This is a genomic window from Acinetobacter lwoffii (assembly GCF_022967985.1).
Lineage (GTDB): Bacteria > Pseudomonadota > Gammaproteobacteria > Pseudomonadales > Moraxellaceae > Acinetobacter.
In genome coordinates, this window is record NZ_JALJVC010000014.1 from 78349 (window position 1) to 92368 (window position 14020).

13 protein-coding genes are annotated in these 14020 nt (G+C 42.7%); 7 read left to right on the forward strand and 6 right to left on the reverse strand.

Annotated features, from left to right (window positions below; translation table 11 throughout):
• Window positions 1-11 precede the first annotated feature (11 nt).
• The 3 genes from MWG72_RS09825 (at window position 12) to MWG72_RS09835 (ending at window position 3039) form a co-directional block, all read left to right on the forward strand.
• On the forward strand, window positions 12-431 hold the full coding sequence (locus MWG72_RS09825; RefSeq protein ID WP_004644865.1) for a F0F1 ATP synthase subunit epsilon: 420 nt from the start codon (window positions 12-14) through the stop codon (window positions 429-431).
• An 86-nt stretch (window positions 432-517) separates the two neighbouring features.
• Window positions 518-1225: a DUF4145 domain-containing protein gene (locus tag MWG72_RS09830; RefSeq protein ID WP_247143934.1), complete on the forward strand. Its 708-nt coding sequence runs from the start codon at window positions 518-520 to the stop codon at window positions 1223-1225.
• Window positions 1226-1662: 437 nt separating this feature from the next.
• Entirely contained in the window at window positions 1663-3039 is a 1377-nt protein-coding gene (locus tag MWG72_RS09835; protein WP_247143935.1) for an NAD-dependent succinate-semialdehyde dehydrogenase, read from the forward strand.
• Window positions 3040-3080: 41 nt separating this feature from the next.
• On the opposite strand, the gene MWG72_RS09840 is transcribed toward MWG72_RS09835, so the two are convergent.
• The 3 genes from MWG72_RS09840 to MWG72_RS09850 all read right to left on the reverse strand — a co-directional run bounded on the left by MWG72_RS09840 (window position 3081) and on the right by MWG72_RS09850 (window position 5692).
• Window positions 3081-4076: a pirin family protein gene (locus MWG72_RS09840; RefSeq protein ID WP_247143936.1), complete on the reverse strand. Its 996-nt coding sequence runs from the start codon at window positions 4074-4076 to the stop codon at window positions 3081-3083.
• Between the two features lie 141 nt (window positions 4077-4217).
• On the reverse strand, window positions 4218-4817 hold the full coding sequence (locus tag MWG72_RS09845; protein WP_005108413.1) for a hypothetical protein: 600 nt from the start codon (window positions 4815-4817) through the stop codon (window positions 4218-4220).
• 329 nt (window positions 4818-5146) lie between these two features.
• A complete protein-coding gene (locus MWG72_RS09850) occupies window positions 5147-5692 on the reverse strand; it encodes a glutathione peroxidase (protein WP_247143937.1) in 546 nt (181 codons plus the stop codon).
• A gap of 190 nt (window positions 5693-5882) precedes the next feature.
• Here MWG72_RS09850 and MWG72_RS09855 point away from each other — a divergent pair, with 190 nt between their 5' ends.
• On the forward strand, window positions 5883-6779 hold the full coding sequence (locus MWG72_RS09855; protein WP_247143938.1) for a DMT family transporter: 897 nt from the start codon (window positions 5883-5885) through the stop codon (window positions 6777-6779).
• 445 nt (window positions 6780-7224) lie between these two features.
• On the opposite strand, the gene tsaC is transcribed toward MWG72_RS09855, so the two are convergent.
• From tsaC to MWG72_RS09870, 3 genes are read right to left on the reverse strand one after another with little or no spacing between them, the layout of a single operon-like run.
• The gene (gene tsaC, locus MWG72_RS09860) at window positions 7225-7794 is read right to left on the reverse strand and encodes an L-threonylcarbamoyladenylate synthase type 1 TsaC (protein WP_121980267.1); all 570 of its coding nucleotides are present in this window, start codon (window positions 7792-7794) and stop codon (window positions 7225-7227) included.
• A 41-nt stretch (window positions 7795-7835) separates the two neighbouring features.
• Window positions 7836-8975 carry a DNA-processing protein DprA gene (dprA, locus tag MWG72_RS09865; RefSeq protein ID WP_247143939.1) on the reverse strand — a complete coding sequence of 380 codons (1140 nt, stop codon included), beginning with the start codon at window positions 8973-8975 and terminating at the stop codon, window positions 7836-7838.
• Between the two features lie 55 nt (window positions 8976-9030).
• Complete coding sequence (locus MWG72_RS09870) at window positions 9031-10185, reverse strand: LysM peptidoglycan-binding domain-containing protein (RefSeq protein WP_247143940.1); 1155 nt, start codon at window positions 10183-10185, stop codon at window positions 9031-9033.
• Window positions 10186-10305: 120 nt separating this feature from the next.
• On the opposite strand from MWG72_RS09870, the gene def reads away from it, so the two are divergent.
• The 3 genes from def (at window position 10306) to MWG72_RS09885 (ending at window position 13442) form a co-directional block, all read left to right on the forward strand.
• The gene (gene def, locus MWG72_RS09875) at window positions 10306-10836 is read left to right on the forward strand and encodes a peptide deformylase (protein WP_004644875.1); all 531 of its coding nucleotides are present in this window, start codon (window positions 10306-10308) and stop codon (window positions 10834-10836) included.
• Between the two features lie 92 nt (window positions 10837-10928).
• On the forward strand, window positions 10929-11339 hold the full coding sequence (locus MWG72_RS09880; protein WP_004644876.1) for a DUF2946 family protein: 411 nt from the start codon (window positions 10929-10931) through the stop codon (window positions 11337-11339).
• Window positions 11340-11411: 72 nt separating this feature from the next.
• Window positions 11412-13442: a TonB-dependent copper receptor gene (locus MWG72_RS09885; RefSeq protein ID WP_247143941.1), complete on the forward strand. Its 2031-nt coding sequence runs from the start codon at window positions 11412-11414 to the stop codon at window positions 13440-13442.
• Window positions 13443-14020: the final 578 nt, after the last annotated feature.

Here is a 14020-nt window from a genome sequence, read left to right on the forward strand (position 1 = left end):
AGGAGATTCTCATGGCGACTATGCAATGTGATGTTGTAAGTGTTCAGGAGTCTTTGTACTCAGGCACTATAACTATGCTAATTGCAAAAGGTGCTGGCGGTGAGTTGGGTATTATGCCTGGCCATGCTCCGTTGGTAACTTTGCTCCAACCTGGCGCGATCCGCGTTATTTTGGAAAACGGTACAGAAGAGTTGATCTATGTATCTGGTGGTGTTCTAGAAGTTCAACCGCATGTTGTTACGGTTCTTGCAGATACTGCAGTCCGTGCAGAAAACTTAGATGAAGCAGCTATTGTTGAAGCGCGTAAACACGCTGAAGCATTGCTTGCGAATCAAAAGAGCGATTTGGACTCTGCTGCTGCTTTGGCTGCTCTTGCAGAAACTGCTGCACAGTTGGAAACGATCCGCAAAATCAAAAACCGCGCTCAATAAGAGACGGTTTGAGATTGAAAAAACCACCCGAAAGGGTGGTTTTTTTATGTTATAAATAGAATTATCATAAAATAAATTAAAAATTTATGAATATTGAGAGCTTATTCGTTTCCTCAAAACTAGAAGGGAAAATTCAATATGGTCAAAATATTGAAATAATCTTATGTACTAAATGCAGAACGTATATCAAGCATGAGGTTTTAACCGATATTTATCATACTTGTGATGAGTATGATGGAATTCTTACGATGTTTTATAATCATCGTATATTGTGTTGTATTAATTGTGACTCTATTTCTTATCAAGATAAAATTGTTAATTCAGAGGAAGTAGATCAAATTGGTGAGGAGTATGACGGCACTCCTATTTACGAAGATAATGCACAGATCCAAATATATCCATTACGTGATGATGAAACTGCATTTTCTAAAGAGTTTGAAAAAATTCTGCCTGAAGAGATTTATTTAACTTATGAAGAAGTTATCATAGCTTTAAATAATAATATGCCTTTATTGACTGCTTTAGGTTTAAGAACTCTTTTAGAGCAAATAATAAAGTATTTTGGCAAGTCTGATGATTTAGGTGTGATTTTAACCCAATTTGAAAAAGAAGGATTTATTTCTACCAAACAAAGAGGATTGTTAGATAATATTCGTTATTTGGGTAATGATGCCGTACATCATGCTGATAGCAAATCTAGAAAAGACTTAATTTTGCATCTAAAAGTTTTAGAAAACTTAATTCATCAGTTATTTGTCTATTATAAAATGGAGGAAGAATCTATAAAAAAGTAATGAAGGGTGTGAGATTAAAACCTTCTCCTAAACACCCTATACCTGTTGTCAGAGAAACCACACATAAAAGAAGACCCAAAAAAAGACTTTAATAGAGCTTAGGGATGGAGAATAATCGAAAATTCTCCACAATCTTCACCTTAAATGTCTTATCAAAACCTTCTGCTAAACTTGGTACTTCAAGCTTTTTATAGTTTGCTCGAACCCTAATTTCAGCACTATTGGCTTTAGTTTGATATTTATTAGAAAACTTTATTTTGTACCACTCAATATAACTTTTACCTGCTCTCAGTAATGTTTTGAACCAATCTGTAAGCAGACACACGCGATAAAAAAATCAATGATAAGTTAAATAATTCGAACAGATACTCGCTTGTTATAACTTGATGCGATTGGGTTTTGAACAGGCGAAACTTATAATTGAAAAAGGGAAAATCATGGCTTATCAATCTATTAATCCATTTACCAATCAAAAATTGAAAGGCTACCCATCCCATAACGATCAAGATATTCAAAATGCACTCGATACCGCAGAAAAAATCCTAAAGTCAGAATGGTCACAACAGGTCGATACCCGTATTGAAGTACTGCGCAAATTGGCCAGCAATATGCGAGAGCAAAAATCTGAACTCGCTAAACTCATGACGCTGGATATGGGAAAACTGATCAAGCAGAGTGAAGGGGAAATCGAAACCTGCGCCAAAATTGCAGAATACTATGCCGATCATGCCAAAGAATTTTTAGCGCCAGTGTCCTATGAAACGGAACTGGGTGAGGCCTGGGTTGAGCATCATCCACTGGGTATTATCATGGCGGTAGAACCGTGGAATTTCCCATTTTATCAACTGATGCGCGTCTTTGCGCCGAACTGTGCCATTGGTAATCCGGTTCTGGCAAAACATGCTGGCATTGTACCGCAATGTGCGGAAGCCTTTGAAAAACTGGTCTTGGATGCAGGCGCACCCAAAGGTGTCTGGACCAATCTGTTTATCAGCTCCGATCAGGTTAAAGATGTGATTGCAGACAAGCGTGTACGCGGGGTGGCACTAACCGGTTCTGAAGGCGCAGGCAGTGCAGTGGCTGAGCAGGCCGGGAAACATCTTAAAAAATCTACACTGGAATTGGGCGGGAATGATGTATTTATCGTACTCGATGATGCCGATCTGGAACGTGCTATTAAGTTGGGCTGTCAGGCACGGGTGAATAATGCCGGGCAGGTGTGTACGGCGGCGAAGCGATTTATTCTGCATGATAAAATTGCCGAACAATTCAAAGCCGGCATGCTGAAAGCTTTTGAGCAGTTAAAACTGGGTGATCCGCTTGATCCTGAAACCACTTTAGGGCCACTGTCTTCAAAAGATGCGCTGGAAAAACTGACCAAGCAGGTCGATAAGGCCGTAGCACAAGGTGCAACTGTGGTCATTGGCGGTAAGGCTGTAGAACATCAAGGCAATTTCTATGCGCCAACGATTCTGGAAAATATCACGCGTGAAAATGAAGCCTGGTATGAAGAATTCTTTGGCCCGGTGGCGCAAATCTATGTGGCCAAGGATGATGATGAAATTGTCGAAATTGCCAATGATTCCAATTATGGTCTGGGTGGCGTGATCCATGCTCAGGATATTGAGCGGGCGAAAAAGCTGGCGTCACGGGTGGAAACTGGCATGATCTGGATCAACTGGTTTACTGATACCACGCCTGAGTTACCATTTGGTGGAATCAAAAATTCCGGTTATGGACATGAACTGTCGATTGATGGTTTTAGAGAGTTTGTGCAGAAGAAACTGGTCGTCGTCAAAAGCCCGAAAAAATAATATGAGCTGATCTGATGTCAAATAAGCTACTATTCAGTGGCTTATTTGTCTGGATATTCTTCACGTTTGCCACCTTCATAACTGGCAAAACGTGGATGTTCTGGTGGAAATGAGGGTTCAGCGCTTAGCCAAGGCCAGCCACCAAACTGGGTGTCGCGATAGCGGCGAAAAGCTGTATCCAGTTCTTGCGCACTATTCAAAACAAAAGGCCCATGCATGGCAACAGGTGCGCCAATCGGTTCACCTTCTAGCCATAAAATATGCGATTCCAGTAAACTGCCTTTGAGGTGAATGTCCTGATCTGGTTTCAGTTCTACCAGATGCTTGACCTGTATTTTCTGTCCTTCCAGCTCCAGACTGTTACCTTGATAGAAATAACAAAACCGCGTTGCACTTGCAGTGCTTGCCGGAATAATCAGCTCTGCCTCAGGTGCAAGCGTGATCATATAAATATTGACCCTGTTTTCAGCGGCTGCTGCCCAGGAATGTGCTGGACGGTCCAGTGCTTCAGTTGTTTTAAACTGCCCTGAAATGACCCGAATATCCGCTTTACGTCCGGCCGTATCTGCTGAAAATACATGCGGAATCTGTTCACGCCACAACATTTTATAATCGGCTGGCTGTTTTTTCTGTTCCGGTGAGGAATTCAGCCAGATTTGAAACAGCTCAAGAGGATTGTCCTGATCCTGATGGACTAAGGGAAACATCTCGCAATGCTGTACCCCATTGCCGGTAGTCAGCCATTGCACATCACCCGCGCCATAACGTCCCGAGTTTCCCAGCGAGTCAAAATGATCGACATAACCGCGCTCGACAATGGTAATGGTTTCAAAGCCAGTATGCGGATGCTCCGGAAAGCCGGGAATGCTCTCGCCATAATACATGTCATATTCATGCTGTTGTGGAGGGGAAACAGGTCCTAATTCTGCATTGCCTTGCGGATAATGATCTTGATGATGAACGGTAAAAATAAAAGGATCTTTCAGATCAAGCCGGGATGTGACTGAAACCACAGAATACAGCACTGAATTCGACATGATTGAACTCCTGATGATCTGATTAGATGAAAATTCCTGATCTAAATATAATTTTTATAATCGATAACAGTGTATAGCCTGCAAGACGATTGAGGAAGATGTGTTTCGATCAATCGCCTCAAAATGAGATTTTTAGGTATTTTAAGTATTATCCTGATCAGTATTGCTCTCTGATTCCTGATCTGGATTCTGGATCAGCAAGCCGGCCAGTTTGACCATTTCGGATTGCACATTAACCATCTGGGATTCAATCTTTTTCAAGTTCACTTGGCTGAAATCCACCTGACCATTTAAAAGAGGAGAAGCCAGAACTTGCTGATTGGCGGTCATAATGTTGTCACGAATCTGGTCAATTTCCTGACTTTTCAAGTTCAGGTTGCCTAACACCTGATTAAAACTGCTGAGTTGCTGTTGTAGCTGGGTCGCAGTGGACTGCAGTTGCTGGGTATCTTTAGCTTCGACCGCCGTTTGCAGTTCGGTCTGGGTCTGTTTTAACTGTTCTACATAACTGCCGGCCTTGAGCTGCAAGTCGGCGACATCACGAACCATATAAAACATATTGCCCGATTTAAGTTCGGTTTGTGCTGCTGAACTCTGTTGCTGAGAGGCTGGTTCCAGATCGGACGTCGTGGTATCTGCCTGTTCAGCCGGTGCTTCGACGGCCTGTTCACAACCCATTAATAAAATTCCAGAGCTAAATAATGCGAAAGGAAGGACAGCATTGGCAAGAATCTTGGACATGGAATCAGGGTCTCGATACAGGTGATGGAATTTTATTAGTATCTAATATAAGGACAAACTATGGAGATAAAAAAGATTGTTGCAAACTCATAACAATTCTTCTGGGTTGTGAACGTTACTCTATTCAAAAACAAGAAAAAGATTATTAAAAGCTGGTAAAGAAGTACTTTGCTCTCACCAAATTGGCTTGTTTGGCCCGCAATCACTTTGAAAATGTTTTAGGTGAATTTGAATGCAATTAAATAATCGTTTTTAAATAAAAAAAATAAGTATCTACCAAGAAAATAGATACTTATTTCAAGCTTGATGCTTATGAGAATAATCGAGAATTATTTTGCAAGTTCTGCATTCACTGCATCGACAATCCGTGGATCATCTGCAGTAATATCTGGAGCAAAACGTGCCACTACTTCACCATTTTTATTGATCAGGAATTTTTCAAAGTTCCAGAGCACTTCTGGTGGCTGATTTGGGGTTAGACCATAATCGACCAAATCTTTCCACCAAGGGCCTTCACCGATGCGTTCCGGGATCGCTTGCGTAAGGGTGGCATATAAAGGATGCTTGTCTTCGCCTGCAACAGAGATTTTAGCAAATAGCGGGAAGTCGACTTTATAATTCACTGAACAGAATTCCTGAATCTCGGCTTCACTACCCGGTTCCTGTTCCAAAAAGTTATTGGCAGGGAAGCCCAGAATTTCCAGACCTTCCGCTTTTTTGTCCTGATACAGTTTTTGTAAGCCTTCATATTGCGGCGTCAAGCCACATTTAGATGCGACGTTAACCACCAGCAAAACCTTACTCTGGTACTGGTTTAAAGTGGTTTCTGTTCCTTCAATAGTTTTGACTGGAATGTCATATACAGAGCGAGTCATTAGATTTCCTGTTTATTGCGACTGAACGGTATTTGTTTTAACGGGTATTCGCTTTCAGCACAAGTAGAAACAGGTGAGCTCAGTTACTTAAAGCTGCAAATTGCCTCAATATTATGTGAAAAATCTATTATGCTAGGATGCGCGAATAGGCATAGCTTAATAACAAGACCAGCGACTCATGGATGAAAGTATGACACAGCAACAAAAGGTAGTCTGGTGGGCCATGGCCTTACCACTGGCCGCAGTTTTGATTTGGTCTCTGAATATGACGGTTACCCGTTATGTGGCAGATTATATTTCTCCCATCAGTATTAGTTTCTACCGCTGGGCCTTGGCCTTACTGATTTTAACTCCATTCATGTTGTCCAAAGTCAAAGCCGCCTGGCCGGAAATTCGTCCATATCTCGGACATTTTGCTGTTTTGAGTGCGCTGGGAATGGTGCTGTATCAGGGACTGGCCTATAGCTCGGCACACTACACTACTGCGACCAATATGGGCCTGATCAATGCCTTTATTCCAATTTTTACCATTATCGTGGGTATTTTTGTTTTAAAGATTCGCCCGACACAGGCTGCAGTGCTAGGGAGTCTTCTGTCCTTTATTGGCTTGATGTATGTCATGGCACAAGGGCAGGGCCTGCAGTTTTTAACTGTTGGTGAAAGTTATATTGGCGATCTGTTGATGTTGATCGCAGTATTTTTCTATGCCTGTTATGGCGTGTTTCTGAAAAAATGGCAGATTCAGATTCCACTCTTAGTGAGCCTGTATATTCAGATTTTTATGGCCTTTCTATATCATATTCCTTTGGTATTGATTTTAGGTCTGGACAGCATCAATCATGCTAATGCAGCCAGCATTATCTATGCCGGAATTTTCCCATCCATTGCCGCGCCGTTATTCTGGATGATGGCTGTGCAGCAACTTGGTCCCAATCGCAGCAGTATTTTTATGAATCTGATGCCGGTTTTTACTGCAGTAGTCGCATATTTGTGGCTGGGTGAAGCGTGGACCATGTATCACAGTATCGGCGGTGGCATCATTTTACTTGGAATCCTCTGGGCTCAATATCCCGGAAGATCCGCTTAATCAGGAATTAAAAGAGCTAATTAAGAATTTTTTCTGATTAAATATTGAGCGGTTAATCAAAACTTTTTTAATTGAAATCCCCTTTTAAATGCTAATTTTCAAATGTTAAAACAAATAGAAAAATATCGTTTTATTTTAAAAAGAGAATAGAAAGAGCAAGATATTTTGAATATTGGTCAAAAATTGTTTGCTATTAATAGAAAATATGTATTGTTTGATTGTTTTATTGTACTTGTCGTTGTATTCAGTTTCTTTCATAATGCGCCCATCGAGAATGATCAAGCAAGAAAATCCTTGTTTTATCAGACTCCCAGAGATTTTATGAACCCTCTGGATGTGATTTATGCACATCCTTTTTTATGCTCAGCCATCCCTATATGGCTGAGCTTTTTTTTGTCTTAAAACTTTAGTCGGGCTTGAGTGTCCCGACTAAATCAGACAGGACTCAGTCACGAATAACTACACCAGTCACTGCATCAATGATCCGGCTTGGTTGCTGACTTAAACCGAGGTCACCATTTAGATAATTCAGGTTCTGGTCAAAATAGCGGATCGCATCCTGAAGTGAGCGGGCAGGTTCCATGCCGGCAGGGTTGGCACTGGTCGAAACGATAAAACCGCCAAAGGCCTGACACAGTGCCACACAGAGTGGGTGAGTGGTTACACGTACGGCTACTTTAGGATGATGACCTTTAATCCAGTCAGGAATATCTTTATTTGCAGGAAGTAGCCAGGTGGTCGCGCGATCAGCAGGTCTGTCATGGTTCCAGGATTCAATCACTTTTTCACGCATTTCTTCGCTTAAATCCTGCAGCAGATGTTCTACCTGTGAAAGATGAGCTGCCAGCAGAATCACACCTTTCTCAATCGGGCGTTGCTTCAATTCTAGAATCTGATGAAATGCCTGTTCATTATAGGGGTCGCAACCCAAGCCCCAAACAGCCTCTGTAGGATATGCCAAGACTTGTCCATCTTTAAGCCATGCTGCTGCTTCGGCAACAGAGGTAGTGATCATGTGGATACCTTATATCAAACAACAAAGCGCTATTGTGAACCTTATTTGAGAATCCGACAACGTAGATAGAGGCCGGCTTGCTGGGTACAAAAACCGAGTAACTCCAGTTCCATGAGTTGGCTGGTCAAAGCAGATACCTCTTGCTGAACCTGCGTTCCCAGTTGATCCAAACTCTGTCCCACCCAGTCCAGCTGATTATACAGACTGAGCAGATGCGGTGGAATTTGCTGTGATGTTGCTTCAGTAACTTTCGTTTTGGTGGTGTTTTCCAAAGCTTGCCATTGCGTGGCCAGCGCCAGTTCTTCGATGACCTGCTGTGGATGGTCAATCAGAATCGCACCTTCACGAATCAGTTGGTGACAGCCCTGGTGATGTTCACTGTAAATATGTCCCGGAATGGCAAAAACGGTTTTGCCTTGCTCGGCTGCCAGTTTAGCCGTAATGAGGGAGCCGCTTTTTAAAGCAGCCTCTGCCACAATGACACCTAGGCTTAAACCACTGACGATTCGGTTACGCCGTGGAAAATGGTGTTGCAAAGGCAATGTATCTGGCAGAAACTCACTGATGACAGCACCGCCATGCTCAATGATTTGCTGACGTAGTGACTGATGTTGTGCTGGATAGGTTTGATCCAGTCCAGTCGCCATCACTGCTATCGTCCCTTGATGTTGTAAGGCAGCCCGATGTGCTGCTTCATCAATACCGTGTGCCAGACCGCTATTGATATAAAAACCCTGTTCACTCAAATAAAAAGCAAAATCGTAAGCCACTTGCCGGCCGTGTGGACTGGGTTTGCGGCTGCCCACAATGGCAATCTGTGCCTGAAGCAAGGTGTCAGGCCTGCCTTGACCAAAAATGATTGGGGGTTTATCTGCATAAGGATGTAATTGTTGCGGATAATGCGGGTCACTGTGCAGCAAAATAAAATCGCTATCCTGCTGGATCTGCTGCAGACAACACTGAAATTTCTGTTGCGCTTCTGGTAGATGGAACTCTTTTAAGCGCTGTACATGATTGGCATGAATACCCAGTGCTTGCCAGACAGGGACCTGATCCGGCTGAAGGGCATGGGCCAGTTCAGCATAATGTTGACTGATTTTATAGAAACTCGAAAGGGAATGCTGAACCAGATACCATAACGTAATTGTTTCCAGTTGCACGCGTGATAACGGATTCAGCATATTGAGACCTATAGGGTTGTCTTCTTATTATTAAGTTTTTTACTTAGATAAATATTTATTCATCTAAAAGGGGCGCTTGAATCCCTGCACCCATCTTGATGGGTAATTCACTTTCCAGCACATAGGCATAGCTTAATTGATCGAAGGTTTTAAATACCATCACTTGTCCAATGCGCTCACCCGGCAATTGCACACGTTCTTTAGTTTTAGGATCAGTCACGACTTCACCTTTTTGATTCACACTAAAGACATGACCCGTCTGAACCCCATGTGCCGTACCACGGTCAATGGTGACCACACTATGACGTGCTGCTGTACCAATCGACCCCAATACACGCACAATCTGACCACCGGCAGCAATATTTTCTGCATTGGTCGGATAGAACAGAGTCGGTAACATTGGATCGTATTCAGGTAATACACGATCACCGCGACGTACTTCAGCATTGTAACTATCTGTCAGTTCAAGTGTGGTCACATCACCTTCGCCACGAACTGCAATACCAGATGCCACCTGTTGCAGCTCCAGTGCAGCCGTATATTTCTTGCCATTTGCATCCGTAAATACATACGGTTCAGCTTCACGATACACCGCATAGCGTTGACCCACTACCAGGCCGTGACCACGTGCATAGACTTTCTGACCTTTGCCAGCCAGTACGCGCTGATCTGCAGTTCCGAGAATGTAGGGTGTGCCCTGAACTGAATCAGGTGCCAGAAGGGTGTAGCGTTCTAGCCACTGCTTGATGTGCTCAAGCGGAATCACGGGAATCGTATTATTTAAAGATTCAACACGAATCTGGGGCTGCAGAGAAGTACTGCCAAGATAGCGGCTGATAATACCTTCACAACCATCACCTTCGTCTTTACCAATAATCGGGCGGCCCTGGTAATCACACATCAACAGGCGGTCACCCGGGAAAATCCAGTGTGGATTTTTCACGTGCTTATTACTCGCCCAGATTTCCGGCCAACGGACCGGATTTTTCAGGAAGCGTTTCGAGATATCCCAAAGCGTATCGCCTTTTTTCACCACATAAACGTTCGGTGCATTGGCTTTTAATGCCGGTGGATTGACGTTGCGTGCAGGTGCTGCCTCGGCAGAATGAATGGTCCCCATACTGACGCCTACACAAACTGCAAGTGCCAGCATCTGATTTTTAAACCCCAAGGCACTAAAAAATGGCATGCCCTTCAAAACCTTTTTCATTATCATAATTCCTAAAATTATGTGCGTAGTTGCGTTATAATAACGATCTTACACACATTTTTTTGATGAAGCATTCCCTTCATTTGGTTTTTTGATCAATGGCATAATTGAGGACGCAGTATGGCCTTATTACCTATTTTAAGTTTCCCGGATCCCCGTCTTCGTACCATTGCACAACCTGTCGAAGAAGTGACTGATGAAATTCGTCAGCTCGCTGCGGATATGTTTGAAACCATGTATGAAGCACCAGGTATCGGACTTGCCGCGACTCAGGTGGATCGTCATATTCAGCTGATTGTTATGGATCTGTCTGAAAATAAAGATCAACCGATGGTGTTTATTAACCCCAAAATCACACCATTGACTGAAGAAACGCAGCCCTACGAAGAAGGCTGTCTATCAGTTCCTCAAATATACGATAAAGTTGATCGTCCGTCACGCGTAAAAATTGAGGCAATTAATCTGGAAGGTCAAGCATTTGAGCTCGATGCTGACGGACTTCTCGCTGTGTGTATCCAACATGAAATGGATCACTTAAATGGCAAATTATTTGTCGATTATTTATCGCCATTAAAACGTCAACGTGCACGTGAAAAAGTGGAAAAACTGGTACGCCAGCGTAATAAAGACAAGGTGGCAGTGAAGCGCTAGGATCATTTTAAAGTTTATTTAAATGGTCTAGCAAAGCCCAATTCTGATTGGGCTTTGCTATAATCAACATAAGCATATTTTAGGAATAGCCTGTGTTTTTACGCGCGGGGCTGCTATTTGCATTTGCAGCTGTGTTTCTACAGATTGCTGTATTTTTACAGCCTTTGTTACCGAAGCAATATCAGGTTGCTCCGGTCTGTGAAACCATCACGCGTGCGCTTTTTATCGCGACAGATGCTCATGCGCAGCATAGCGCTGGCGAGCATAGCCACCTTATCCAATCTGATCATCTTCAACATGATCATCATGATGCCAATCATCAGTGTCAGTACTGTAAGGTTCATGCCAATTTAGTTTTACCGCCTGATCTGGACATCAAACAGGTACTTGACCGGATTCATGTCCGTTTAATTGCTTATCAAAAAACTTTTAAGCATGTCTGGTTTGTCCTTCAGCAACTCTTCTTAATTCCTCAGGGGCGAGCGCCACCACTGCCTGCATAAATCTGCATTTTTCAGCTTGGGTTGGTATTGACTCAAGCCGTGCCTAATTTATGTATTTAGTGAGATAGAGAAATGGCTCAGCCTAAATTTTCTTTACAGCCACTTGCGGCTGCGATTTGTGTTGCTTGTTATTCTTCGATAGTGATGGCCAATGACGCCATGCCGGTTCAGACATTTGCCCCGATTGTGGTGACGTCAGCATCAGGTAATGATGCCAATGGGCTGATTGTCCGCGCTGATCCAAAACAGCCGATTCAACCGATTCCTGCCAGTGATGGTGCGGATTATTTGCAAAGTATTGTCGGCTTTAGTTCGGTCAATAGCGGTGCCGGCACCAATGGTGATGTGACGTTCCGCGGCATGTTTGGTTCACGAATTAAGATCCTAACTGATGGCACCGAAAACCTGGGCGCCTGTCCAAGTCGTATGGATTCGCCGACCTCTTATATTTCTCCGGAAAGCTATGACCGTATTTCGGTGATTAAAGGACCGCAAACGGTTCAGTATGCCAATACTGGCTCTGCGGCCACAGTGATTTTCGAACGTACACCGGAGCAGTTTGATCAAGATCAAAACTATCGCGGTCAGGCCAGTGTCTTGATGGGAGCTTTCGGACGTCTTGATCATAATGTGGAAGTCGCAGCAGGCGATGAACAGAAATATATTCGCCTCAATACCAATCGTTCGGTATTGAATAGCTATCAAGATGGAGATGGAACCACTGTACCTTCAGATTGGGAGCGCTGGAATGCGGATCTGGCATTGGGCTGGACTCCAGATACAGATACCTGGGTAGAGCTGACTGGCGGTAAAGCTGATGGTGAAGCAGTTTATGCCGGCCGTGCAATGGACGGTTCCAAGTTTGCCCGCGAAAGTTTAGGACTTCGTGTAGAAAAGAAAAATCTTACCGATATCATTCAAAAAGTCGAAGCTCAAGTGAACTATAACTTTAATGACCACGTTATGGATAACTTTAGTTTACGTGAGTTCCAGCCTGGAGGAATGATGAGTATGCCAATGGCGACCAATGTGACACGTAAAACATTGAACGCACGTATGGCAATGACCAATGAGTGGGATAAATTGCAGCTGATTACTGGTATTGATAGTCAGAACAATGAACATACTAAACGTAACGGAAGTCTGATGACGCCGTATCAAACTCAGCCACGAACTCAAGATATGGAATTCCAGTCTGTGGGGGCTTTTGGAGAATTGAGTTATCAGCTTAGTGATAACAATAAGCTAGTGTCTGGTGTTCGTCTTGATCAGGTCAATGTAGACGCTGTTCAATCTCAACAGGAACGCAAAGAAACTTTACCGAGTGCCTTTATTCGTTTTGAAAATCATCATTCCGATCATGACGATGGCAAGACCTATATGGGTCTGGGTTATGTCGAGCGTATGCCGGATTACTGGGAATTATTTAGTCCTAAAACGGGAAATGATAACGTCAATACTTTTGCCAATATTGATATTGAAAAGACATTACAGCTAGATTTTGGTTATCAACATGAGCATGGTCATTTCAACTCATGGGCATCCGCATACGTAGGTTTGATTAATGATTATGTGTTAACAACCTATAAACCTACTGGCATGATGAGAATGCTTGAAGCACATACCCGTAATGTCGATGCCACTATCGCTGGTGCAGAAGCTGGAATTGGTTACCAGTTTACTGACCGCCTGCAGGCCGATATCAGCGCCATGTATGCCTGGGGTGAAAACACCACAGATAATACGCCTTTGCCACAAATCTCTCCTTTAGAAGCCCGTGTTAACTTACGCTATGTTCAAGACAAATATAATTTTGGATTGCTATGGCGTGTAGTAGATGGTCAAAACCGGATCAGTCTTAACGAAGGTAATATTGTGGGTTATGACAATAAGCAGAGCGCAGGCTTTGGTACTTTGTCTTTAAACGGTAGCTACCATGTCATGGATAGCGTGGATATATCAGTCGGAGTCGATAATGTCCTAGATCGGACTTATACCGAGCACTTAAATAAAATGGGTGCTTCCGGGACAGGTTTACCAACAACCGAGCAGTTTAATAATATGGGACGTAATTACTGGGCACGTGTCAGTATGAAATTCTAATTGTTGCTCAGTACTCCAAAAGCCATTGCTCAATAGCGATGGCTTTTTAATTTTTAGGGTTGCAATAAATTTTCCATATTTAAATAGGGCCTATGTATCTTGGAAGAAGACTGGATAAAACAAGTTTTGTGTATATAAACGCCAGGTTGATGAAGAATCAAACAAGAATAGAATGTGAATTGAACGACATAAGTCATGTGATAAAGACTTTTATAATTTAAATTCAAATAAAACAATATCTTATTGATTTATTGGGTAGGTTTTGTTGAAGGTGCTCAATAAAATTCAAAAATAATGGAAATAAATTAACTATATATAACAATTACTTGTATTTTTATTAGTTTGAAAAATAAACACACGAAAAAAAATCTTTGCAAGAAGTGTTGCAAGGGCTCTGAAATGCTGTAGAATGCACATCCATCGGCGGTGATGTTGATTAAAACTTGTTGAGAAACAAGGATTTAGCTCAAAGGGTTTAAATCTGGAAGTCTTGAAGAGGTTTAAAAATAATCGACCGAACCTGTTGACTCTTTCGAAATAAAGAGTAATATAGCCGACCTAGCTTGCTGGTGACGAAC

Bases quoted from the DNA above. Each gene is read 5' to 3' on its own strand.
- MWG72_RS09840 (WP_247143936.1), bottom strand. From the start codon at position 4,076: ATGTCGAATTCAGTGCTGTATTCTGTGGTTTCAGTCACATCCCGGCTT.
- MWG72_RS09870 (WP_247143940.1), bottom strand. From the start codon at position 10,185: ATGAAAAAGGTTTTGAAGGGCATGCCATTTTTTAGTGCCTTGGGGTTT.
- MWG72_RS09850 (WP_247143937.1), bottom strand. From the start codon at position 5,692: ATGACTCGCTCTGTATATGACATTCCAGTCAAAACTATTGAAGGAACA.
- MWG72_RS09855 (WP_247143938.1), top strand. From the start codon at position 5,883: ATGACACAGCAACAAAAGGTAGTCTGGTGGGCCATGGCCTTACCACTG.
- MWG72_RS09885 (WP_247143941.1), top strand. From the start codon at position 11,412: ATGGCTCAGCCTAAATTTTCTTTACAGCCACTTGCGGCTGCGATTTGT.
- MWG72_RS09830 (WP_247143934.1), top strand. From the start codon at position 518: ATGAATATTGAGAGCTTATTCGTTTCCTCAAAACTAGAAGGGAAAATT.
- MWG72_RS09845 (WP_005108413.1), bottom strand. From the start codon at position 4,817: ATGTCCAAGATTCTTGCCAATGCTGTCCTTCCTTTCGCATTATTTAGC.
- dprA (WP_247143939.1), bottom strand. From the start codon at position 8,975: ATGCTGAATCCGTTATCACGCGTGCAACTGGAAACAATTACGTTATGG.
- MWG72_RS09835 (WP_247143935.1), top strand. From the start codon at position 1,663: ATGGCTTATCAATCTATTAATCCATTTACCAATCAAAAATTGAAAGGC.
- def (WP_004644875.1), top strand. From the start codon at position 10,306: ATGGCCTTATTACCTATTTTAAGTTTCCCGGATCCCCGTCTTCGTACC.
- tsaC (WP_121980267.1), bottom strand. From the start codon at position 7,794: ATGATCACTACCTCTGTTGCCGAAGCAGCAGCATGGCTTAAAGATGGA.
- MWG72_RS09825 (WP_004644865.1), top strand. From the start codon at position 12: ATGGCGACTATGCAATGTGATGTTGTAAGTGTTCAGGAGTCTTTGTAC.